The 23,918-nt window shown below is 71.6% G+C and carries 14 protein-coding genes; 10 read left to right on the forward strand and 4 right to left on the reverse strand.

All coding sequences use genetic code 11. The annotated features are described in order from the left end of the window. Positions 1-60: 60 nt before the first annotated feature. Positions 61-1,455, reverse strand: coding sequence for a cytochrome P450 (locus EST54_RS14140; RefSeq protein WP_129247959.1), 1,395 nt, complete (start codon positions 1,453-1,455; stop codon positions 61-63). A gap of 418 nt (positions 1,456-1,873) precedes the next feature. Between EST54_RS14140 and EST54_RS14145 the strand changes: the two genes are divergently transcribed. The 10 genes from EST54_RS14145 to EST54_RS14190 all read left to right on the forward strand — a co-directional run bounded on the left by EST54_RS14145 (position 1,874) and on the right by EST54_RS14190 (position 14,610). Next, entirely contained in the window at positions 1,874-4,669 is a 2,796-nt protein-coding gene (locus EST54_RS14145; RefSeq protein ID WP_129247960.1) for a phosphoenolpyruvate synthase, read from the forward strand. 46 nt (positions 4,670-4,715) lie between these two features. Further along, positions 4,716-6,371 (forward strand): hypothetical protein, encoded by a 1,656-nt coding sequence (locus tag EST54_RS14150; protein ID WP_129247961.1) that lies wholly within the window; start codon positions 4,716-4,718, stop codon positions 6,369-6,371. 129 nt (positions 6,372-6,500) lie between these two features. Further along, positions 6,501-7,664, forward strand: a complete 1,164-nt coding sequence (locus EST54_RS14155) for an SDR family oxidoreductase (protein ID WP_239012521.1) — start codon at positions 6,501-6,503, stop codon at positions 7,662-7,664. Next, entirely contained in the window at positions 7,661-8,656 is a 996-nt protein-coding gene (locus EST54_RS14160; RefSeq protein ID WP_129247962.1) for a nucleoside-diphosphate kinase, read from the forward strand. Before EST54_RS14155 ends, EST54_RS14160 begins: the two co-directional genes overlap by 4 nt. Before the next feature lie 16 nt (positions 8,657-8,672). Further along, positions 8,673-9,650 carry a ScbA/BarX family gamma-butyrolactone biosynthesis protein gene (locus EST54_RS14165; RefSeq protein ID WP_129247963.1) on the forward strand — a complete coding sequence of 326 codons (978 nt, stop codon included), beginning with the start codon at positions 8,673-8,675 and terminating at the stop codon, positions 9,648-9,650. A 1-nt stretch (position 9,651) separates the two neighbouring features. Next, positions 9,652-10,299, forward strand: coding sequence for a nitroreductase family protein (locus tag EST54_RS14170; protein ID WP_129247964.1), 648 nt, complete (start codon positions 9,652-9,654; stop codon positions 10,297-10,299). Beyond that, entirely contained in the window at positions 10,296-11,204 is a 909-nt protein-coding gene (locus tag EST54_RS14175; protein WP_129247965.1) for a UbiA family prenyltransferase, read from the forward strand. Before EST54_RS14170 ends, EST54_RS14175 begins: the two co-directional genes overlap by 4 nt. Before the next feature lie 7 nt (positions 11,205-11,211). Further along, positions 11,212-12,495, forward strand: coding sequence for an amidohydrolase family protein (locus EST54_RS14180; protein ID WP_129247966.1), 1,284 nt, complete (start codon positions 11,212-11,214; stop codon positions 12,493-12,495). A gap of 43 nt (positions 12,496-12,538) precedes the next feature. Beyond that, the gene (locus tag EST54_RS14185; protein WP_129247967.1) at positions 12,539-13,408 is read left to right on the forward strand and encodes an SAM-dependent methyltransferase; all 870 of its coding nucleotides are present in this window, start codon (positions 12,539-12,541) and stop codon (positions 13,406-13,408) included. 8 nt (positions 13,409-13,416) lie between these two features. Then, positions 13,417-14,610, forward strand: coding sequence for a macrolide family glycosyltransferase (locus tag EST54_RS14190; RefSeq protein WP_129247968.1), 1,194 nt, complete (start codon positions 13,417-13,419; stop codon positions 14,608-14,610). A 101-nt stretch (positions 14,611-14,711) separates the two neighbouring features. Here the strand turns inward: EST54_RS14190 and EST54_RS14195 are convergent, their stop codons facing one another. The 3 genes from EST54_RS14195 to EST54_RS14205 form a co-directional block, all read right to left on the reverse strand. Continuing rightward, positions 14,712-15,146: a cold-shock protein gene (locus tag EST54_RS14195; protein WP_129247969.1), complete on the reverse strand. Its 435-nt coding sequence runs from the start codon at positions 15,144-15,146 to the stop codon at positions 14,712-14,714. A 205-nt stretch (positions 15,147-15,351) separates the two neighbouring features. Further along, positions 15,352-16,383, reverse strand: a complete 1,032-nt coding sequence (locus EST54_RS14200) for a ketoacyl-ACP synthase III family protein (protein ID WP_244942515.1) — start codon at positions 16,381-16,383, stop codon at positions 15,352-15,354. Between the two features lie 34 nt (positions 16,384-16,417). After that, entirely contained in the window at positions 16,418-23,602 is a 7,185-nt protein-coding gene (locus tag EST54_RS14205) for a type I polyketide synthase (protein WP_129247981.1), read from the reverse strand. Positions 23,603-23,918: the final 316 nt, after the last annotated feature.

Raw genomic sequence — 23,918 nt, forward strand, 5'->3', positions numbered from 1 at the left:
TGTCTGACCGGCCGGGGACAGCCGTACGGGGAGATCAGTTACGGGGATATCGGTACTGGCCTATTCCGACGGGGCGGGGTTGACGGGGCACCTCGGTTCCTCGGTCAACGGCCGGTGTTGCACCGGCCGTTGGCGGGCCACGGCAACGGCGTGTTTCCCCGGGATGAGTGTGGCGTGCCACATGCGCTGGCTCTCCGGGGCGGGGTCGGTGGGTGTCAGCTCCACCCGCTGGAGCACCTCGCGAATGATCACCTTCATCTCCATCGTGGCGAGTTGCGCGCCGACGCAGTAGCGGCGGCCGCCCCCGAAGGGCAGGAAGGACTTCTGCGCCGACTTGGCGCTCTCGCCGAGGAACCGCTCCGGCCGGAACTCCTGGGGCTCCGGATACACCTCGCTGTCCTGATGGATGAGCGAGAACATGGGGATGGCCGCCCATCCGGCAGGGATGTCGTATCCGCCGAGCCGCAGCGGCTTGTCCAGGAGACGCCCCGAGCCGTATATGACGGTGCGCAGCCGCAGCACTTCCTTGACGACCGCGTCGAGGTAGCGCTCGTCCTCGCCCCGCTCGCACTCCTCCCGCAACCGCGCGAGTACCTCCGGGGAGCGCATCAACCGTTCGAAGGCCCAGGACAGGCCGGTCGCCGTGGTCTCAAGTCCGGCCTCCAGCAGGGTGATCAGCTCGTCGCGGATCTCCTCGTCGCTCATCGGCCGGCCCTGTTCGTCCCGGGCCCGGAGCAACCGCCCCAGCACATCGGTGGCTTCGCCGTCCTCCTCGTTCCGGCGCCTGGCGATCTCGCCGTAGACGACCTTGTCCACTGCCGCGCTGGCCTTCATGGTGCGGGTCGTCGGCAGGAACGGGAGGCGCATCGCCAGCGGTGACTTCTCCGCCCAGGCGCGCAGTCGCGCGGGCAGCAGAAACAGCGACGCGGAGCCGCTGGCCTTGGACAGGGCGAGGAGCGAGGCCCGCAGCCGTGCCTGCTGGTTGACGTCGCGGACCCCGAAGACCAGCCGCAGGGTGACCTCCAGCGTGATGGCCTGCATGCGTTCCTGCAGCGCGAAGGGTGTGCCGAGCGGCCACGTCCGGATGTCCGCCGCGGCGATCTCGGCGATCAGCTCGGGGTAGCTCGCGAGGGACCGGCCGTGCAGGGTCGGGCTCAGCAGCTTGCGGTGCCGCCACCACGGCTCGCCGTCGTTCGTGAACAGCGAATACTTCCCGAGCCACGGCACGTATCCGGCGCGCAGTGCGCCGGCCCGGCTGCCGTCGCCGTCCGTGCGGTAGATCTCCGCGGCGAGGTCCGCGGTGGAGACCACGACCTGGGGCGGAAAGCCGAGCAGCTTCATACGGAACACCGGGCCGTGGCGCCGCCGTAGCGATTCCAGATACCGGACCGGATCGCGCAGCTGCATGGTCTGCAGGAAGGCGGGCTGCCGCGAGCCGGGAGGAAGGTGGGGCATCGGTTTTCTCCAGTCGTCCAGCGTCTGCTCGGTTCTCCCGCGTGTGCCAGTTCTCCGGCGTGTGCTCAGTTCTCCGGCGTCTGCGAGGTAGCGGCCACGGGATTGCCGGCCACCGGGGATTGGGGCCGCCACCGGGCATTGGATTCGCCACCGGCCAGGGAGAACGGGGGGCGTGGCGGCAGGAATCGGGGCGGGAGCACTGACCGGAGTCGTTACTTCACCCGGCAGGCTACTCCTTCGGCGAATCAGCGATCACTAGGGAAACGGATAGCGGTGCGGGTGAACAGGTTCCGAACACTAGGGGAACTGATAGACGTGGATAACGATCTGAATCCGCGTGGATTCCGGCGGTACGGTGACCCTCGTCATTCCCGAGGGGGGTGGCATTCACGACGGGTGCCCGAAGGGCAGGGATCGGATGCGAACCATAGTCGACGACAGTCCTCCGGATGAGGCCGAGAGGCTGGCGGGCGGCAAGGGGAAGAATCTCCATGAGCTGTCCAGGAACGGTCTCAACGTCCCCCGGTGGGCAGTCGTGGGACTCGATGTCTTCCAGGAATTCATCGCCGCGCTCGACGGCGCGGGGCGCATCGAGAATCTGCTCGCCGAGGTCACCCCGGACAACGCGAGCCGAATTTCCGGCCAGTTGGCTGAAATCATCGAGTCGGGTGAATTGAAGGACGAGGCCGCGGCGGTCGTCGAAGACGCGTACGCGCATGTGGGGTGCGCTCGGGTCGCGGTGCGCTCCTCGGGTGTCGAGGAGGACGGCGCGGAGTTTTCCTTCGCCGGGCAGTTCGCCACCTTCCTCAATGTGTCCGGGCTCGCCGAGGTGACAGCGCACGTCAAGCGGTGCTGGGCGTCGGCGTTCTCCGAACGGTCACTGCAGTACCGGCTTCGCCACGGGCTGCCGCTGCGCGGCGGGGGCATCGCCGTTGTCGTGCAGGAGATGGTGGATTCCGAGCGCAGCGGCGTCCTGTTCACCGCCCACCCGGTGACCGGCGACCAGGGCCAGTACGTGATCAGTTCGGTGTACGGGCTGGGAGAGGGGCTGGTCTCGGGCGCGGTGGACGCCGACACCGTCGTGCTCGACGCGGCGACGGGCGCGGTGCACGACACCGTGCTCGGCGACAAGCAGGAGCGTTACCACGCGGACGATTCGGCTTCCGGATATCGGGTCAGCGAAGTGTCCCGGGCCGAACGGGAGAAGCTGTCGCTGGAACCGAAGGACGTGGCACGGCTGCATGAGGCCGGGGCGCGTATCGCGGCGGTCTTCGACACCCCGCAGGACATCGAGTGGGCGTTCACCGGCGATGTTCTGTGGATTTTGCAGGCCCGCCCCATCACGGCGCTGCCGAATGCCGTTCAGCCGCCGGAGGAGGCGGAGTGCGGACCGAGCGAGGGCGAACTCCGGATTTGGGACAACGCCAACATCATCGAAAGCTTCTCCGGGATCGTCTCACCGCTGACCTATAGCTTCGCGTCCCATGTCTACGGCAAGGTCTACGACTATTACGCCCGAGGGCTCCGGGTCCCGCAGGCCGCCCGGCGCGAAATGGAGGAATGGACTCCGCAAATGCTTGGCTATTTCCATGGCCGGGTGTACTACAACTTGCTCAACTGGTACCGGATGGTGCGGATCGCGCCCCTCTACACACTCAACAGGAAAGTCCTGGAGATTGCGATCGGCGTCGAGGAACCGCTCGACGACGAAACGGCCGAGTCGCTCTACCCGTACACCTTCTCCTCGTCCCTGGCCGGCCGGCTGTCCCGCGCCAGGACGGTAGCCGCGTTCGTGCGCCGCTTCCTCACCATGAACCGCTCCGTCGAGCGGTTCATGGCCTACTTCTACGAGGCGTACGAGAAGTTCGACAACGTCGACTACAACGCCATGGAGGGCCAGGACGTCTACCGGCGTTTCCGCGCTCTGGAAAAGGACCTGTTGGAGAAGTGGGGTCCGATGCAGACCCTGGACGCGGCGATCCTGTGGTCCATCGGCGGGCTCGCCCTGCTGCACCGGCGCTGGCTGCCGGACGCCCCCGAGTGGCTCACGTGGAGCGCCGCCAGTCCGGGTCCCCAGGTGGAGTCCATCGAACCCGCCCGTGCGCTGGCGGACCTCGCGGTCGCCGTCCGTGACGATGCCGAACTGGGCCGCATCCTCCAGGAAACCCCGGCCGCACAGACCTATCAGGCGCTGCGCGAGGGCGGCCACACCACGTTCCTCGCGTCGATGGACGAGTACGTCGCGGCGTACGGCTACCGCAGTCTCGACGAGCTCAAGCTCGAAGTACCCGATCTGCGGGAGGAGCCGTCCAGCCTGTTCGCCATGGTGCGCGCCGCACTGCCCGAGGTGAGCGCCCACTCCGGCGAGAAGGCCGACGCCTATCTGGACGCGCACCTTCGCGGGCCGCGCCGGCTGCTCTACAACGTCGTCCGCCGCAAGGCACAGAGTTCCTTGTACAACCGGGAGCGGCTGAGGTTCTGCCGCACCCGAGCGTTCGGCTCGGCGAAGCGGATGCTGCGCGCCATGGGCCGCGATCTCGCCCGGATGCGGGCGATCGACCACTGGAACGACGTCTTCTTCCTGCGCCTTGAGGAGTTGCGCGGCGCCTACGAGGGCACGACCGCGCACACCGATCTGCGCGGCCTCGTGGAGCTGCGCAAGCGGCAACGGGGCGAGGACGAGCAGTTGTCCGCGCCGTCCCGGTTCACCACTCGTGGGGCCGCCTACTGGCGGGGCAATCTGGAGCAGGCCGGCTTCGTGCGGGGCACCGTGGCGCCCACCGGCGTCAGGGAGTTGCGCGGCACCCCGTCCTGCCCTGGTGTGGTGGAGGCGCGTGCCGTGGTCACGGACACCCCCGTGGATGTGGACGGCGGTGTGCTGGTGACCTACCGCACGGATCCGGGCTGGGTCGCCGCGCTGCCGTCCGCTTCGGCGCTCGTCATCGAGCGGGGCAGCCCTCTGACGCATGTGGCGATCGTCGCCCGTGAGCTCGGCATTCCCACGGTCGTCCAGGTCAAGGGCGCGGTCACGGAGATCGCGACCGGCATGCGGCTGAGGCTCGACGGAGGTACGGGGGCCATCACCTTGCTGGAGCCCGCGGCCCCGGCCGTCGGCCCGGCCGGTACGGACAGCGCGGCGGAAGCAGCGAACACGAAGGACGCCAAAGACACCAAGGACGCCAAGGACACGAAGCACGAAGGGCACGAAGAGTGAGTCATGCGCTGCTGGAGACGACCCACGTCACGACCGGGAGGCCTGAGTGATCCTCAGCGAGGACTATCTGCAGAACCTGTTCGACAAGACCCTTCCACATCTCCATTCCGCCGCCGACTGCGGTGTGGTTCTGGAGGGTTCGATCGCCGAGGGCTTCGGCAATTCATCGTCCGACATCGACTTCCTGCTGATCGCCGACAGCGACGCGGACCTGCCCACCATGCCGTCGCTCCTGTTCCTGGACGGGCGACGGGTCGAGGTCCGGACCCGCTCCGTGCGGCAGCTGGCCGAGCAGTTCTCCGCGATCACGACGGCCGCGCACGGCGGCCCGGGCGCGATCCCGGAGGATCTGCTGAACCGCTGTCAGCGTCTGCTGCACAGCTTCCCGCTGCGCAATGGGGAGCTGGTGGCGAAGGTGAAGGGGCTGATGTCCGTCGACGACTTCCGGACCACGGTCCGGGAGTGGTGGGCACACCACGCGCGCCAGTCGATGCGGTACGCCCTCGTCCTGCGGGAACTCGGCCAGGACGAGGAGGCCGCGGCGTGGACCGAAGCCGGACTGCTGCAGGCCGTGAAGTCCTGGGCGGCGGGACGGGGGGAGACCTACCTGGAGCCGAAGTGGCTTCCCATGCAGCTGGACCGCATCGGTGACGACCCGCTGTCCGCGCGGTACCGGACGCTCGCCTCGCTGGACGCGTCCGGTCTCGATCCCGCCGCGTACCTCACCGAGGGCGCCCGGCTCATGGCCGATCTGGGGGTGTCGGGCGCCGCGCCCGGTGCCGGGCAGATCACCGTGGCCCGGGCCGACGGGGTGACCACCTGGCAGACCGGCGACCGGGTACACGTCGTACGCGGCAAGCAGGACGTGTTCGTCCTCGGTGACCGGGCGGCGCGGGCCTGGCGCTCCCTCGTCTTCGGCCGGCCGCTGGACCTCGTGCTGGCCGCGGCGGACGCGGCAGGAGCGCCGCAAGCGGGCCCGCTGATCGCCCGGTTCCTCCGCTTCGGCCTGGTGAAGGCGGCGTGGAAGGGCGACGGCCCGATCGTCCCCGCCATGCCGCTCGCCGCACCGCCGGGTGCCGTCACACCGCCGCCGAGCACCGCGCGGCCCCTCGTGGCCCTGGGCGGGGCGGTGGCCGGCGATGCGGACGCCATCGATCTCGTGCCCGTGCCGGCACGCCGGTTCAGCGCCGCCGCGATGATCCTGGTGTGGTCCAACGTGCTGGTGGAGAACGCCCGCGAAGACCTGGTCGGCGCCCTGGACCGCGAGCAGTGGAGCGTCGCCGAACTCAGCGCCCGGAGAATGCTGCGGTTCGCGCTGCGCGGGGTGCTCAGCGCGTACGGCGTCAACCCGCTGCCGCCGGACTCCGAGGTCGTCCGCGCGCTGTCCCTCCTTCCGGCCGGGGCCCACATGGACGGGATCCAGGCTGAGGCACGGCGGCTCGAAACGCTCACGATCGACTCCGTCGCCGGGGGCAGCGCGGCGCTCACCGCGCTGGACGGCTTCGTCGCCCTGGTCCGGCAGGCGACGGGGGCGCACGGCTTCCCGTCCTCCTTCGGCTCCTCGGACGGATGGCGGCAGACCTTGGAGATCGGCTACGACTGGCTGCGCCTCGGCGCGCATCTCGACGCGGACCTGCCCCTCGACGAGGCGAGCGATCTGCTCTCCAGCGGGGGTGCCCAGCCGCATGTCGCCACCACCTGACGCTGCGGGAGGAACGTTGACGTCACGCACCAGCACACCCCCTGAACGAGGACGAGGCGCGCCGCACGGTGTCCGCGTCCGTCGGCGCGATGGCGCCCGGAGTGAGGCACGGAGAGAGAAGGCAGGTCGATGAAGTCGATGACGGAGAACCTGAGGGTTCTGGTGACCGGCGCGGCCGGGCTGGTCGGCGCGGAGGTCACCGCCCGGCTGGCGACGGCCGGGCACGAGGTGACCGCGCTGGTCCACGACAACCCGGTGCTCGTACGCAACGACGGCAGCCCCCTGGAGAGCAGCGCGGTCACGTGCCTGTCCGGCGATGTCACCAAGCCCCGGCTCGGCCTCACCGAGGCCGCGTACCAGGCGCTGGCCGCGGGCGGGCTCGACCGGATCGTGCACTGCGCCGCGATCACCGACTTCGGCCTCCCCGACGAGGTCTACCAGGCGGTCAACGTCGACGGCACCGCCCACGTCGTCGAGCTGGCCCGCGCCGGCGGCATTCCTCTCGTGCACGTGAGCACGGCCTACGTGTGCGGTGAGCGGGACGGGCTGATCCGTGAGACGGAGCTGGACGAGGGCCAGCGGCTCGCCAACGCCTACGAGACCAGCAAGTTCCGGGCCGAGACACTGGTGCACAAGGCCCAGGCCGACGGGGTGCGCGCGGCGATCGTCCGCCCCAGCATCGTGGTCGGCGAGGAGCACACCGGGGTGGTGCGCGAGTACAAGAACATCTACGTCGTTCTCAAGCTGGCCACCGAGGGCAGGGTCCGTTCCCTCCCCGGCCTGTACGAGGCGCGCCTCGATCTGGTGCCCGTGGACTATGTGGCGGACGTCATCACGGAGGTCACCCACCGGTTCGAGGAGGCGGCGGGCCGCACCTTCCACGCGGTGGGCGCACCGCTGACGCTGCGGGACTTCTCCGATGTGATGGCCGAGTACCCCCCGTTCCAGGTGCCGCGGTTCGTCCCGCCGACGAGCTTCGACGCCCAGCGGCTGTCCCGGCGGGAGCGGCTGTACTACGAGCGCGTCGTGACGCTGTACGCAAGCTACTTCCGCCGCCGAATGCGTTTCGACGACTCCCACACGGCACGTCTGACCACCCGCGGGGCACCCGAGAGGGGGCAGGACTTCCTGCGCAGGATCTTCGACCACTGCCTGGAGTCGGGCTACTTGGGCCTGCCGCCCGCCGACGACACGGAGGTGGGCGCCCGGCCGGACGGCACGGGAGCGCAGGCGACCGCCGTGGCGAACGGGACCGGCCCGGCCGGCAGCGACGCGATCGGAGCCGGCCGGTGACCGGCGGCACAGCGCACGGCCGGCCCTTCGGCGACGACATCTCCCCGGCCCTCAGCTGCGATCCGCGCAAGCGCACGCTGTTCGGCTCGGACACCTACTTCCTGGAGAGCGTCGAACAGCTCGGCACGCTGACCGCCGACGTCGACGGCTTCCTCCACCGGCACGCCGCGCTGCTGCTCAAACCCGATGCCGTGGTCAGCCGGCAGATACCGACGACGGTCGACTGGCTGGCCCGGAACGGCTTCCGGATCGTGGCCGCGGAACGCACCCGGCTCACCCGTACCGCCGTGCGGGCGCTGTGGTACTTCCAGTGGAACCTGGCCACACCACAGCGCCGCCGTCTCGCGGACATGTTCATGGACTCGTGCGACGCGCTGGTGCTCGTGGTGCGCCCCGAAGCGGACGACGGCGAGGCTCCGCCGGCGTCGGTCGTGGTGACCGAGCGGAAGGGCCCGACCGACCCGCGGGCCCGGGTCCCCGGCCAGCTCCGCTACGAGATCGGCCGCTACAGCTTTCTGCTCAATCTCGTCCACACTCCGGACGAACCGGCCGATGTGGCACGGGAGTTGGGCATCCACTTCGACACCGCGCTCCGGGAGCGGGTCTACGCCTCCGCGCTGGCGGGCGACGACCGGTCGGCCCGGGCGCGTGAGCTGGCCGAGCAGTTGCACGCCGAGGTGCCCGCGCGGGATCTCACCTTCGAACCGGCCGCGGAACGGCTCAAGCGGGCCGTGCAGGAGGCGGAGGCATCCCTGGCTCCCGGCGCCGTCCGGGACGCACTGCGCACGGCCCGGCTCGCCGCCCGGGACCAGGACGGCTACCGGCGGCTGATGGAAGCGATCTGGCGGGCCGGACTTCCGCTCGACGCCTGGGACGTGGTGATCGTCGGCACTCATGTGCTGCCGATGAAACGCACGGGGCTGGGCCCCGTGCTCGACGGAGTCAGCGTGCCCGACTGGCAGCGCCACATGGCGCGGCTCGCGGTGCGGTGACGGGGAGGGAGACAGCATGGACACGGTGGAATTCAGCCGTACGGTGCCACGGGAGCTCGTCCATCGGGTGAGCCTCACCGAGGTGTTCGTGACCGGCGTGCTCGCCCGGGACGAGGACACCCTCGACGTCGGGATGCAGATACCCCGCTCGCACGCCTTCTACCGGGACACGGCGGGCTGCGGCCACGTCTACGACCCGATGGTCCTGGTGGAGGCGGCCCGGCAGACCCTCATCATGCTGGGCCACCAGCTGTTCGAGATGCCGTTCGGCACGAAGTTCATCCTGCGGGACATCGCCCTGCGGGACGCGGACATGGCGGCGCTGACGGTACGCGGCGTGCCCACCGAGGTGGTGCTGCGCTGCCGCATCCTGCGCCGTTTCCATGGCCGCGAGGGCGTGTCGGGGGCACGATTGAGCTACACCGCGCTGATCGGCGACCACGCGGCGGCGACGCTGGAGTGCAACATGTCCTGGGTGACGCCCACCCGATGGCAGGCGATGCGCGAGGAACGACGCGCCGCGCTGGGGCTGCCGCTCCACGCCCCCTTCGAGGCCCACGACGCGCAGCGGCGGATCCCCAAGGCGCTGGTCGACCGCAAGGATCCCGCGAACGTGGTCATCTCCCCGCTCCACCGCCCGCCGGGCGAGGACGGCACCGGGACCGCGCGGCTCGTCGTCGACACCGGGCACCCCGTGCTGTTCGACCACCCCCTGGACCATGTCCCCGGCATGCTGACCCTTGAGGCCTTCCGGCAACTGAGCATCGCCACCGCCGTCGAAACCGGGATGCTGCCGTCGGCGTCGGCCGTCCTCACGGGGCTGAACGTGCGCTTCTCGGGCTTCGGTGAGCTGGATCTGCCGATCGTCTGCGAGAGCGTCCGGACCGCGGGCGATGGGACGGACGCCGTGCTGCGCTGTGCCATGAAGCAGGACGGACGCACCATCGCGGACGGTGAACTGCGCCTCACCGCCCCGCCACGGACGCGGAGTTGAGATGGCCGCCACCCCCGAGACGCCCCACACCCTCGACATCGACGAGCTGCTGACCCGCACCCCCACCGTGCGCCGCAGGCTCGATCTGTCGCGACCGGTCTCCCGGCCGCTCCTCACCGAGTGCCTCCAGCTCGCCGTCCACGCGCCCAATGGCGGAAACCGGCAGAACTGGCGCTTCCTGGTGATCGACGATCCGGACACCAAGGCCGGGATCGCCCGGCACTACAAGTCCGCGTCGGACGCCTATCTCGCCGCCACTCCCCCGGCGGCGATGAGCGAAAAGGCCGTGGCCGGCGTCCGCTACCTCGCCGACCATCTCCACGAGGTGCCCGCGCTCGTCCTGGCCTGCGTCCACGGACGGCTGCCCGCGGACGCACCGCTCGCCCGGCAGTCCGGCTTCTTCGGCACCATCTATCCGGCGCTGTGGAGCTTCATGCTCGCGGCCCGCAGCCGTGGCCTGGGCACCGCGCTGACCACGGTGCACCTCGCCCACGAACGCGAAGTGGCGGCGCTGGTCGGTCTTCCCGCCGACGAGGTCACCCAGGTCGCCCTGGTGGCCGTCGGGCACGTCACGGGCGGACCCGGCTTCCGCCGCACCCAACGGAAGCCGCTCGACGACGTCCTGTCCTGGAACCGGTGGGACAGGTGACCGACGCCCTGACTGCTTCCCGGGTGCCGGCACGGCTGGGCCGTTTCGTGCTGCGGATGTTCCGCCCGCAGATCTACGTCACCTACGGCGTGCTGTGGACCCTGGCCCTGGAGGGCACGGCCGAGGCGCTCTCGGGGCCTTCCGCGCACTGGACGCCCTCCTGGTCGACCGTGGTGCGCGCGGTGAGCGTGGTGCTGGCCCTGCTGTTCGCCCGCATGGTCGACGAGCAGAAGGACCTGGACTACGACCGCCGGCACCACCCGGACCGGCCCTTGGTGACGGGCGCCATCACAGTGGCGGAGCTGCGCGGTGCCATGGCGCTGATCGCCGTACTCGTCGCCGTGCTCAACGCGCTGATCTCGGCCGTCTCCGTCCTGCTGATCCTGCTCGGCCTCGGATACACGCTGTTCCTGGTCGCGCTGGAACGCTGGTCCCCGCGGATCGGCGCGGGCCTCCTGGTCAACCTCCTCGTCAGCTACCCGGTGCAGCTGCTGCTCTCCGTCTACCTCTATCTCTCGCTGCTGACCGGCGACGCGATCGACGGGGACCGGCGGGCCGTGCCCTTGCTGGCCATGTTCGCCTGCGTCTTCCTCCAGTTCGAGTTCGCGCGGAAGACCGAGTGGCGGCAGGACCCGCAGGCGCGGCTGTACTCGGAGGTGCTCGGCCCGCGCGGCAGCGCGGCGGTCTCGCTCGCGCTCGCCGTGGGCGCGGCGGCACTCGCGCTGCTGCTGTTCGGGACGGCCGGCTGGTTGCCGGCGCTGAGCATCGTCTTCCCCGCCCTCGGCGCCTGGCGCTTCCTCGTCCGCAGAAAGCCCTCCGGGCTGATGCTCCCGGCGATGGGCTTTGTGCTCCTCTTCAATCTGCTGTGTTTCTACGGGTCCACGGCACTCGCGATCGGACGGTGAGAGAACGGTGAGACAAGTACAGCCGGTGGTCATCGACAACGTCCGGATCTTCGATGGGACGCGGACGCTGGGCCGCGGCTCGGTCGCGTTCGCCGACGGTGTCCTCACGCACGTCATCGCAGATCCCGCCGCGCCGGCGTCGGCACCGGCGTCGGCATCGACCGAGGTGATCGACGGAGCGGGCCGGACGCTGCTGCCGGGGCTGATCGACGCGCACACGCACGTCTTTGGTGCCGAGAGCAATCTCGAACTGGCGCTGGCCTTCGGGGTGACGACCGAACTGGACATGTTCATGGGCCCGCCGGACGCCACCCGGGCCCTGTGCGCGGCGGCCGGCGCGCGCGCCGACCTCGCCGATCTGCGCAGCGCGGGGCTGCTGGCGAGCGCACCCGGAGGGCACCCTGGCCACGCCATGCCCGACCTGCCGACGGTGGCCGGGCCCGAGCAGGCCGACGCGTTCGTGGCCGCCAGACAGGAGGAGGGCGCACACTTCATCAAGATCATGGTGGATGACGGCGCGCACCACGGGCTGTCGCTGCCCGCTCTGGACCGGGCGACGGTGACGGCGCTCGCCGCGGCCGCGCGGCGCCGGGGCCTGCGCACCGTGGCTCATGTGTCCGCTCTGTGGTCCGCGCGACTCGCCCTGGACAGCGGCGTGGACATGCTGACGCACCTTCCGTTGGACGCGGCTGTGGACGACGCCTTCGTCCGCCGGACCGCGGCGGAGAAACGGGTCGTCATCCCCACCCTGGTCATGCTGGAGATGTCCACACCGAAGACCTCCCGACCGGCCCACACGGGACGATCGCTGGCGGACGATCCCTGGATCGCCGGCCATCTCCCGGAGCACGCCCGCACCGCGATCGCGGAAGGCCACGAGGGCCTCTGCATCGAGCCGGCCTCTCCCGGACAGCACTTCACCCACGCCCTGTCGAGCGTCCTGCGCCTGCACCGGGCCGGCGTGCCCGTGCTGGCCGGCACCGACGCCAACTACCGGCCGGACCGTGCCTGTCCGGTCGTCCACGGCGCCGGTCTGCACGCCGAGCTGGCCCTCCTCGTGGCGGCCGGACTGACTCCGGCGGAGGCGCTCACGGCGGCGACCTCGGCTCCCGCCGCGCACTTCGGTCTGGCCGACCGCGGGGTGATCGCGCCGGGCCGGCGCGCGGACCTCGTCCTCGTCGAGGGCGACCCCACGCAGGACATCCGTCGCACCCGGTCGATCGAGGCGATCTGGCGAGGCGGTGTCCGCTTCGACCGCGAGGCCTACGGCAAGCGCGCCGCCGCCTCATGAACAGGAACGACATGACAGCGCACCACACGAAGCGGAGGACCACGTGACCGACGGAGACACGCGCCTGGCGGGGGTCAGCAGCACCGCGCTGGTCGTGGGCATCGCCCGCGCGGCCGAGAGCGAGCGCCCGGACCGTCTGTTCGAGGACTCCCTGGCCACGCGTTTCCTCGACGCCGCGGGCGTCGACCAGCAGGCGATCTGGACCACGGGGCAGGGAGAGCTGTTCGCCGAGGCCATGGGCGACTACTTCGCCCTGCGCACCCGGTACTTCGACGACTACTTCACCCAGGCGTGCGCGGCGGGCTGCCGCCAGGTGGTCGTGCTCGCGGCGGGCCTGGACACCCGTGCCTACCGGCTGGACTGGCCGGCCGGGGTACGCCTCTTCGAACTGGACCGGCCCGATGTGCTCGCCTTCAAGGAGGACGTCCTCGGGGGCGACATGCCGCGCTGCACACGTGAGGTGATCGTGGCGGACCTCCGCGACGACTGGCCCGCCCGGCTGGTCGACCGCGGCTTCCGCGCGGACGAGCCGACGGCCTGGCTGGTCGAGGGGGTACTGGTCTACCTGACCGAGCACGACGCGGATCACCTGCTCGACCGGATCGGCGCGCTGTCGGCGCCGGGCAGCCGGCTGTCCGTGGAGCATGTCACCCGGTCGATGGTGGACACGGAGGGGGCCAAGGAGGCAGCGGCGGCCGCACCGGAAGGCGTGATGAGCCTGCTGTCCTCGCTGTGGAAGAACGAGATGACGCGGCCCCCCGGCGACTGGCTCGCGGCCCACGGCTGGCGCGCCGAGGAAGAACCCCTCACCCACCTGGCACGGCGCCATACCCGCCCGGTCCCCCCGGCCTTCGACCCCACCCTCCCCGGCACCGGCCGCGTCGGCCTGTTGACGGCCGTCCGCTCTTCGTAAGGACACCCATGCCCCGTCACATCCTCGTCCTCACCATCCCGGCACACGGGCACCTTCGCCCCCTGCTGGCGGTCACCGAGCAACTCGTCCGGCGAGGACACCGCGTCAGCTTCCTGACCACCGAGGAGTTCGCGCCCGCGGTGCGGGCGACGGGCGCCACCGCGCTCCCCTACGAGAGCCTGCTGACGGAAGCCCTGGGCCCCGGGCAGTATCAGACGCTCACCTCGGACATGCTGGCCTGGTCGGCCGTGCTGTTCCTCCAGGAGAGCGCGAATCTGGTGACGCTGGCCCGGCGGCTCTTCGCCGACGACATGCCCGACCTGGTGCTGTACGACATGATCGTCGGCCCTGCGGGCCGGGCGCTGGAACAGCTCTGGGACCGGCCCGCGGTGCAGTCCACCCCCTCGATGGCGTCCAATGCCCACTACTCACAGCTGCGCACGGTCCATGAGCAGTCCGGGGTGCCCGACGACCACCCGGCCGTGATCGAACTCTTCGACCGGGCCCAGCAGTTCGCGACCGACCTGGCACTCACCGCCACACCGGAGTACCTGGTGGACTGGGGTGCCGACCGGAGCCTCGTCTACGTGCCCCGGGAGTTCCAGCAGGCCGGGGAGACCTTCGGGGACGAGACGGCGTTCGTCGGCCCCTGCTTCTCCGCGGAGTACACCCGGGACACCTGGGAGGCGCCCCGGGACGGGTTGCCGCTCGTCGTGCTCTCGATGGGCACCCTCTACAACAACCAGCCGGACTTCTTCGCCACCTGCGTGCGCGCCTTCGACGGCCGGCCCTGGCACGCGGTGATCGCCCTCGGGGGCGGAATGGACCCCCGGACGCTGGGCCCGCTGCCGTCGAACGTCACGGCCCATGCGTGGATTCCCCAGCTGGCGGCGCTGCGGCGGGCCGACGTCTTCGTCACCGCGGCGGGGGTGGGCAGCCTGATGGAGTCGCTGTACACGGGCACGCCGCCCGTGCTGGTCCCGCAGATGCCGGAGACCGAGGTGGCGTCCCGTCGGGCGGTGGAACTGGGGCTCGGCACGCTGCTGGAACCCGCGAAGATCACGGAGGACACGCTGCTGGACGCCGTGCGCGAGACGGCCGCGGACGAGGCGCTGCGCGCACGGGTGCGGCGCATGGCCGAGGTGTGCGAACGGGCCGGAGGCGCCGTACGGGCCGCCGAGGCGTTGGAGTCCCGGTGCTGACCACGGTGCCCGGCCCAGCGCCGGTGTGACGGCCGCCCCGCGCGGCCCGCGCCCGGCGGCCGATACGGCCGGGCCGGGCGCGGGCCGCGCGGGGCGGTGGGTCAGGACTCGATCCAGTGGTGGGTCTGGACGAGTTCCATGACGCGCTTGCGCACCTGTACCAGCTGCGCCGCGGTCAGCGTCGGGGCCGCGTCGAGCAGGGCCTCCGTCAGTTCACCGCGGAACTCGGCGGCGGACAGGATCTCGCACACCAGCTCCTCGTCCGACTCGGCGGCGGACCGCTCCGTCGTCACCGCGCTCGGCGCCGGCCGCCGCACGGTGGTCGTGCGCGCCGGTTCCAGCAGCTGCACCTCACCGGCCTTGAGCCCGCGGTCCCCCACTTCGGTGGTGTACTCGACCCGCAGCCCGCTCCGGAACAGATGCTTCTCGTCGCACAGGTCGTTGGCGTGCATGAAGACATCCTCACCACCGGCATCCGGGGCGATGAAGCCATAACCTCGCACGTCGTCGAACCGCACTACCGTACCCGTAGCCACCTCAGGCTCCCCTCATCTCAACCATCAGCTCATCTCAGCCATCAGCACTCACACCGCACACGCTCCGGAGGGGCGCCCTCCGAAGGCACACACATCACCTGTCGTACCTCGGGCCGACGCCTTCGACAGCCTGCGCTCGGCTGTCGGCGGTCCGCCGGCCCGGTCGTGCGATCCGGCCGGTCTCACCCGGCCGCACAGCGCGGTGTCACACGGACCACGGAGGCAGATCCAGGATGGTCACGACGCTGGCCGTGCAGATCCAGCCGGGTCCCTGGGACACCAGCAGGACGTTATCACCCGCGGTCAATTCGCCGGTACGCACCAGGTGTTCCAGTGAAATGAAGACATCGGCCCCGCCGACATGCCCGACCGACTTCCCGTAATCAAAGCTCGATCGCGACATGGGGAGGCCGAGCGGCATCATGGTGCCGAATTCGACCATGCGCCCGTCCATGTTGATCGGGATGACCTTGGCGAGGTCGGAGGCGTTCAGATCCGCGTCGACCAGCGACCGGTGAATGATGTCGAGGTTGAACAGCGTGATCTTCTCAAGGGCCTCGGTCAACGGCATTTCGGTTTCGTTGAACTGCTCGGCCCGCTCCGGCATCGTGGGGTCCGGCCCGTCGCGCTCCAGCAGGGGTCCGTTGCCGCGGTGCCACTTCTCCAGTGCGTGCAGCACCCCCGCGTTGAGCGAGCGCACCTGGGCGAATCCCTCGTCGGCGCTGAGCAGGACCGCCATGCCGCCGTCGGAGAAGAAGTAGGACTGGCCGAAGCCGTCGTTCCAGCGGTCGGCTCCCGGGGCGGTGAAGTTCTCGCCCGACGTCAGCAGGACCGCCTCGGCCTCCGCGGCACCGGTCATCTGGCCGATGGCCACCTCCAGCGCCCCCAGCATTCCGTTGCACCCCTGCTGGAGGTATTGCGCGGGGACGTTTTCGAGGGCCAGCTCGCGCATGATGTAGCCGGGCGGATAAGCGCCCACGGGGCCCTGGTAATTGACGGAGCTGTGGATGTGCGAGCTGATCTCTTCGATATCCAGCTTCGAACGCTCCAGGGCCGTCCGGGCGGCGCTGACGGCCATGTCCATCGCCGGAATGTCCCCTCCGACGTGGGCGCCGGTCAGTCCGTTGCTCTGCGGAATCTCCGCGTCCAGGATGCCGTCGGCGACCGCCTGCTCCGCGCTCGCCCATTCCGGAAGGAATGCTCCCAGCGAGTCGATGTAGACGTCTTCCACCTTCATGAACATTCTCCTCTTTGCGTGCTGGCGGGCCCGATCAGCATTCGAGAAGCTCCCGCTTGAGGTGCTGGGCCAGGGCGCCGGGGTCGGCGAAGTCGAATACCACCGCGGGCGGCAGGGTGAGTTTCGTCGCCGCGTTCAACTCGTTGCGGACGGTCAGCGCCGTCAGGGAGTCGAAGCCGAGATCCTTGAATTCCTGCGTCCCGATCGCGTCGGCGGAGGCGTGCCCCAGCCCCGCGGCCACCAGCCGGCGCACCAGGTCGAGGAGGGTCTCGTCCCGTTCGGCGTCGGTCATCGCGGCGAGGCGGTGCTTGAGCTCGGAGGCTTCCGCGGGCGCGTTCCGTGCGACCGGCCGGGACGGCTTGTGCACCAGGGTGCGCAGCGTCGGCGGCAGGTTCCCGGACGCGGCCTGGCGCCGGAGTTCCGCGGTGTCCAGCCGTGCCGCGACCGGGTTGCCCTGGTCCAGCCCGCAGACCGCGTCGAACAGTTCCAGGCCCTCGGCGAGCGGCAGCGGCTGCACCGGCAGCCGGGAGGTGCCCGAGGTCGTGACGTCCCGGCCGGCCCACAGGCCCCAGGCGATGGAGGCCGCCGGGAGGCCGTGCGCACGACGGTGCCGGGCGAGGGCGTCCAGGAAGACGTTGGCCGCGGCGTAGTTGCCCTGGCCGGCGCCGCCCAGGATCCCGGCGATGGAGGAGAAGACGAGGAACGCGGAGAGGTCCAGGTCCTTGGTCGCCTCGTGCAGGGCGAGCGCGGCGTCCACCTTGGGCCGCAGCACGGCGTCCAGCCGCTCCGGGGTCAGGGACAGCACGATGCCGTCGTCCATCACCACCGCGGTGTGCACCACGGCCTTGAGTGGACGGTCGGCGGGCAGCGTCGCCAGCAGCCCCGCGAGCGCCGCGCGGTCCGCCACGTCGCACGCCGCGATGGTCACCCGGGCGCCCAGCGCGGTCAGTTCGGCCTCGATGTCGGCCGCGCCGGGGGCAGCGGGGCCCCGGCGGCTGGTCAGCAGGAGGTCGCGTACGCCGTGTTCGGTGACGAGGTGGCGGGCGAGTGCGGCGCCGAGCAGGCCGGTGCCGCCGGTGAGGAGGACGGTGCCGTGCGCAGCGGTGAGCAGCGGGGCACTCTGTGCCGGCGCGGCGAGCCGGGTCAGCTGCGGGATCCGCAACGCGCGCTTGCGCAGGGCGAGTTGGGGCGCGTCGGATCCGGCGACCTTGCGCAGGGTGCGCCATGCGGGCTTGCCGGCATCGGTGTCCACGAGGGTGAAGCGGCCGGGGTTCTCGGTCTGCGCGGACCGGATCAGCCCCCAGACGGCAGCCGTCGTCAGGTCCGGTGCGGTGGCGTCGTCCCAGGCGGCCACCGCCCCCTGGGTGAGCAGGATCAGCTTCGAGGAGGCGAAGGCGGGGCTGGTCAGCCACGTCTGGGCCCAGGCGAGCGCCTGCCGGGTGCGGTGGTGGACGGCGTCGGCCAGGTCCGCGGTGGCTCCGTCGGCGATGATCCCGTCCGCAGTGGTCCCGTCCGCGGCGGGGGCGGCCGTCATCACCACGAGGTCCGGTACGGCGGCTCCGCCCTCGATTTCCTTGGCCAGGGTTTCCAGGTCCGGGTAGGCCTCGGCGTACTGTCCGGCCGCCATGAGTCCGGACCGTGCGCGCAGCGGGTCCTCACCCACGACGGCCCAGGCCGGCGGGGCGTCCGCGGCGATCGACCCGGCCGGTATCTCGGTCCACTCCACCTCGAACAGGCTGTCCTGTTGTGCCGCGGCGGCGCCCGTGATCGTGCGGGCGGACACCGGCCGGGTGGCGAGGGACTCGACGGTCAGCACGGGCCGGCCGGTCGCGTCGGCGGCGGCGAGGGTCAGGCCCTCGGATGCCGTACGGGAGATGCGGACCCGCAGGACCGAGGCTCCGGCGGCGTGCAGGGTCACGCCCTGCCACCGGGCGGGCTGCCGCGCCTGCCGCTCGTCGCCGAGGAGTTGGCCCGCCCACACGGGGTGCAGTGCGGAGTCCAGCAGGGCGGGATGGAGGCCGAACGCCGCGGCCTGCGTCGTGCGGTCCTCGGGCAGGGCGACCTCGGCGAAGAGGTCGTCACCGCGCCGCCATACGGCCGTCAGGCACTGGAAGGCGGGGCCGTGGTGGAGGCCGGCGTCTGCCAGGGCCGCGTACAGCTCGGCCGTCTCCACGGCGGTCGCCTCCGCCGGGGGCCACACTTCCAGGTCCCAGGAGGGCGTGGCCGCGTCCGCTGTCAGGGTGCCGGTGGCGTGGCACGTCCAGGGCCGGCCGGTGCCCTCGTCGTCGCGTCGCGAGTGGACCGCGACGGGCCGGTGGCCGGTCTCGTCCGGTGCGCTCACCATGACCCTGAGCTGGACGGCGCCCTGCGCGGGAACCACCAGCGGGGCGTCCAGGGACAGCTCGGCCAGCCGGTCGCAGCCCACCTCGTCACCGGCGCGGACCGCCAGCTCGACGAAGGCCGCGCCGGGCACCACGGCGCTGCCCGCCACGAGGTGGTCGGTGAGCCAGTCGTGGGTCCGGGCCGACAGCCGGCCGGTGAAGAGCAGGGCCTGGGAATCGGGCAGTTCCACGGCCGCGCCCAGCAGCGGATGCTCCGCCTCCGCCAGTCCCAGGGCGGAGACATCGCCCGCGCCGTCGGGGGGCGTCAGCCAGAACCTCTCGCGCTGGAAGGCGTAGGTCGGCAGGTCGGTCCGGGGTGCCGCGGCGGCGGGGAACGCCGGCCGCCAGTCCACCGGTGCGCCGTGCACCCATGCCTCGCCCAGCGACAGCAGGAAGCGGTCCCAGCCGCCGTCGTCGGCGCGCAGCGACGGCACGGCCGCGGCGGCGGACCCGGCGGACTGGAAGGTCTCCTGGAGTCCGACCGCCAGGACGGGGTGGGCGCTGGCCTCCACGAAGATCTCGTACCCGTCCGCCAGCAGGGCGCGGGTCGCGGCCTCGAACTCCACGGTCTGCCGGAGATTGCGGTACCAGTAGGCCGCGTTCAGGTCCGGCCCGTCGACCTGTCCGCCGGTCACCGACGAGTAGAACGCCACCTCGCACGGCCGCGGTGACACGGACGCCAGCAGCTCCAGCAGCTCGGCCTCCAGCTGCTCGGTCTGCACCGAGTGCCCGGCGAAGTCGACCGGGACCCGGCGCACCCGCACCCCTTCGCCCTCCAGCAGTGCCATGGCCTGCTCCAGGGCCTCCGCATAACCTGAAATCACCGTGGAGGAGGGCCCGTTCACCGCCGCGACGCCGACCTGCCCGTCCCAGCGCTCCAGCCGGGCCCGTACCTCGTCGGCGGGCATGCCCACCGACGCCATGCCGCCGGAGCCCGCCACCCGGGAGATCGCCTGGCTGCGCAGCGCGACGACCCGGGCCGCGTCCTCCAGACTCAGGGCCCCCGCCACGCAGGCCGCCGCGATCTCGCCCTGGGAGTGCCCCACCACCGCGTCCGGCCGCACGCCGAACGCGCGCCACACCTCCGCCAGCGACACCATGACGGCGAACAGCACCGGCTGCACGACCTCGGCCCGCTCCAGCCCCGGAGCGCCCTCGGCCCCCTCCAGCACCTCGGTCAACGACCAGTCCACGAAGGCCGACAGCGCCTCCTCGCACTCCGTCAGCCGGTTGCGGAACACCGCCGAGGACGCCGACAACTCCCGTGCCATTCCCACCCATTGGGAGCCCTGGCCGGGGAAAACGAAGACCGTGGCGCCCGGCCGTGCCGCGCCCCGCACGACACCGGCAGCCGTCTCACCCCGCGCGAGGGCGTCCAGTCCGGCCGGCAGCCCCGCGCCACTGCTCACCACCACACCCCGGTGGTCCAGGGCGCCGCGGCCCAGCAGCCCCAGCCCGATTCCTGCCGCGTCCACCGGATCCGCTCCGGCACCGGCGAACTCCCGCAGCCGGGCGGCCTGTCCGGCCAGTCCCTGCGGCCCATGGCCGGACACCACCCAGGGCACCACACCGGCGTCCGTGACCGGCTCCGGCGCCGCGTCACCGGCGACGGGGCTCTCCGGTGCCTGCTCCAGGACGAGATGCGCATTGGTGCCGCTGGCTCCGAACGAGGAGACCGCGGCGCGCCGGGGCCGGTCGGTCTCCGGCCAGCTGACCGGCTCGGTGAGCAGCTCCACCGCTCCCGCCGACCAGTCCACGTGGGGCGAGGGTTCGTCGACGTGCAGGGTCCGCGGCAGTACGCCCTGCCCGAGCGCCTGCACCATCTTGATCACGCCCGCCACGCCTGCCGCCGCCTGGGTGTGGCCGATGTTCGACTTCAGCGAGCCCAGCCACAGCGGCCGGTCCGGTGCCCGCCCCTGGCCGTAGGTCGCCAGCAGTGCCTGTGCCTCGATCGGATCGCCCAGCGTGGTGCCCGTGCCGTGGCCCTCGACCGCGTCCACCTCGTCCGGGGTGAGGCCGGCGCGGTCCAACGCCTGCCGGATCACCCGCTGTTGGGCCGGTCCGCTGGGCGCTGTCAGTCCGTTGCTCGCGCCGTCCTGGTTCACCGCGCTGCCCCGCACCACCGCCAGCACCGGATGCCCCAGCCGGCGGGCGTCCGACAGCCGCTCCAGCAGCACCAGGCCCGCCCCCTCGGAGAACCCGGTTCCGTTGGCCGACGAGGAGTACGCCTTGCAGCGTCCGTCGGCGGACAGCGCACCCTGGCGGCTGAATTCGACCAGGGCGGTCGGCGCGGTCATCACCGTCACTCCGCCGGCCAGTGCCAGGGAGCACTCCCCCTGGCGCAGCGACTGGGCCGCCAGGTGGATCGCCACCAGCGAGGACGAACAGGCCGTGTCGACGGTGAGGGCGGGGCCTTCCAGTCCGAAGCTGTACGCGATCCGGCCCGAGGCGACGCTGATCGCGCTGCCGTTGGCGAGATGCCCCTCCAGGTTCTGTGCCGACCGGTCGTGCGGGCCGGGGCCGTAGCCACCGTGCATCACACCGGCGAACACGCCGGTACGGCTGCCCTTGAGGGACGCCGCGTCGATCCCCGCGCGTTCGAAGGTCTCCCACGCGGTCTCCAGCAGCAGCCTCTGCTGGGGGTCCATGGCCAGCGCCTCGCGCGGGGAGATGCCGAAGAAGGCGGCATCAAAACGGTCCGCCTCGGACAGGAACGCCCCTTCGTGGGCATCCGATCGGCCGCCGGCGGCCGGGTCCCGGCCGAGGAGCCGTTCGAGGTCCCAGCCGCGGTCCGTCGGCAGCGCACCGACGGCGTCGCCTCCCTCGGCGACCAGCCGCCACAGGGCCTCCGGGGAGTCGCTGCCGCCCGGGTAGCGGCACCCCATCGCGATGATGGCGACCGGTTCGTCCGGCTCCGCGCGCAGCGGGGCCTCGGCGGCGCCCGCCGTCGGTTCGTCCAGCAGCTCCGTGTGCAGGTGCCCGGCGAGCGCGGCCGGGGTGGGGTAGTCGAAGGCGATCGCGGCCGACAGCCGCTTGCCGGTGAGGGACCGCAGCCGGTCGCGCAGCTGGACCGCGGCCAGCGAGGTGAAGCCCAGTTCCTTGAAGGCCTTGTCGGGCGCGACGTCGTCCGCCCTGCCGAGGCCGAGGACGTCGGCGACGGCCGAGCGCACCATGGTCAGCAGCGCGCGGTTGCGCTGCGAGCCGTGCAGGCGGCGGGTCAGCAGTGCGGCGGCCCGGTCGGCGGAGCCGTCCGCCGAGGAGACCGCCTCGGTGCGCAGTTCCGCCAGGGGGTTGACCGCCAGCAGCCGGGCCGGCAGTTGGGCCAGTTCCTGCCGGGCGATCTTCCCGGCCGGGGTGCGGGGGACGGCGGCGATCTCGTAGAGCGCGTCGGGCACCTTGTAGGCGGACAGCTGCTCACGGCAGGTGGTGAGGACCAGTTCGGGGTCGATACCGTCCGGGCCCGGTACGAGGTAGCCGACGGGGACCTCGCCGAGCACGTCGTGCGGGGTGCCGGCGACCGCGGCCTCCGCCACCCCGGGGATCTGCTGGAGGACCTCTTCGACCTCGCCGGGGTGGATGTTCTCACCGCCGCGGATGATCAGTTCCTTGACCCGGCCGGTGAGGGTCAGATAGCCGGCGTCGTCGCGGCGGCCGAGATCACCGGTGCGGTACCACCCGTCGGACAGCACGGCGGCGGTGGCCTCGGGCTGGTTGTGGTAACCGAGCATGAGGGCGGGGCTGTTGACCCACACCTCGCCCTCCTCGCCGGTCGCGGCCTCGTCCCCGGTCCGTGGATCGGTCAGCCGCAGGTCGAGTCCGGGCAGCGGCACCCCGCAGGAGCCCGCCACCTGCGGGCCGTCCGGCAGGTTCGTGGTGATCGCGCCGCCGGTCTCGGTGCTGCCGTAGCTGGCCAGCAGGGAGATGCCGAAGGTGTCGTGGAACGCGCGCTGCAGCCGGACCGGGCAGGCGGAGCCGGCGACCAGGCACAGCCGCAGGCCGGGCGCGGTGAAGCCGCCGTCGCGGGCCGCCTCGATCATGTGGTGGAACATCGTCGGTACGCCGACGAGAAAGGTGCTGGCCTCGGCCTCCAGGGCCTCCAGCACCTCGTCGGCCGCCAGCCCCGGCATGAGGTGCGCCGTGGCGCCGACGGCCACGACTCCCAGCAGGCACACGTTGTGCGACACCGCGTGGAACAGCGGCAGCGGCCAGAGCACCCGGTCGCGGTCGGAGAGACCCAGCACCGGTGCGGTGCACGAGGCGGTCGCCCACAGGGAGCGGCGCTGGGTCGACAGCACGCCCTTGGGCCGGCCGGTGGTTCCCGAGGTGTAGAGCATCCACGCCGGCTCGTCCAGACCGAGGTCGTCGCGCGCCGGGGTGGCCGGTTCGGTGGTGGCGAGCGTTTCGTAGTGCGCGGTGCCTTCGGGGGCCGCGCCCTCGCCGGTGACGACGATGCGCAGTCCGGGGCGCCGGGGCAGCATCCGCAGCACCTGCTCGGCGTGGGCCGGACCGGTGATCACCACCTGGGCGTCGCTGTCGTCGAGCAGATGCGCCAGCTCCGCGTCGGAGGACTGCGGGTTGAGCGGCACCCCGACGGCGCTCGCCCGGGAGGCGGCCAGGCAGCTCTCCGCCATCTCCACGCAGTTGCCCAGGTAGACGGCCGCCCGGTCGCCGCGGGCCAGGCCCAGATCCGCCAGCTGGCCGGCCAGCCGGGCGGTGCGCCGGTCGAGCTCGGCATAGGTCACGCCGCGCCGCGCGTCGGAGAAGGCGGTCTTGTCGGCGAACCGGTCGGCGTGCTCGGTGAGCAACTCGTGCACCGGGCGGATCAGTTCGGTGCGCATCTTGGCACTCACGTCTTTCGCGCTCCCACCACGTCGGAAACAGGTCCTTGCCTCGGGCAGGCGCAGGCTGTCCGGCAGCCCGGGCACGGGTTCCGGGAGCGCCGGGAACATCCCGTCCGCTCTGCCGAGACCGCCCTTGGCGAAAGGGCTCACCGGAACGTCATTGCGCCTGACGGGAGGAAGAACACGTCCCGATCGCTCCGACCGTGGTGAAGCGCCGTCCCCCTGTCCGGCCCCAGTATGGGCAGGGGCGATGTGGGACATTCCCTAGTGTCCCGTGCACCGGCGGCGCCCGTGGTGCCGCGCCGCCCACCCT

The organism is Streptomyces sioyaensis (assembly GCF_004122735.1).
Classification (GTDB): Bacteria; Actinomycetota; Actinomycetes; order Streptomycetales; family Streptomycetaceae; genus Streptomyces; species Streptomyces sioyaensis.

What these genes read in the sequence shown, in the direction of transcription:
- EST54_RS14140 (WP_129247959.1), bottom strand. Translation starts at nt 1,455, where the DNA reads ATGCCCCACCTTCCTCCCGGCTCGCGGCAGCCCGCCTTCCTGCAGACC.
- EST54_RS14145 (WP_129247960.1), top strand. Translation starts at nt 1,874, where the DNA reads ATGCGAACCATAGTCGACGACAGTCCTCCGGATGAGGCCGAGAGGCTG.
- EST54_RS14155 (WP_239012521.1), top strand. Translation starts at nt 6,501, where the DNA reads ATGAAGTCGATGACGGAGAACCTGAGGGTTCTGGTGACCGGCGCGGCC.
- EST54_RS14165 (WP_129247963.1), top strand. Translation starts at nt 8,673, where the DNA reads ATGGACACGGTGGAATTCAGCCGTACGGTGCCACGGGAGCTCGTCCAT.
- EST54_RS14170 (WP_129247964.1), top strand. Translation starts at nt 9,652, where the DNA reads ATGGCCGCCACCCCCGAGACGCCCCACACCCTCGACATCGACGAGCTG.
- EST54_RS14190 (WP_129247968.1), top strand. Translation starts at nt 13,417, where the DNA reads ATGCCCCGTCACATCCTCGTCCTCACCATCCCGGCACACGGGCACCTT.
- EST54_RS14200 (WP_244942515.1), bottom strand. Translation starts at nt 16,383, where the DNA reads ATGAAGGTGGAAGACGTCTACATCGACTCGCTGGGAGCATTCCTTCCG.
- EST54_RS14205 (WP_129247981.1), bottom strand. Translation starts at nt 23,602, where the DNA reads ATGCGCACCGAACTGATCCGCCCGGTGCACGAGTTGCTCACCGAGCAC.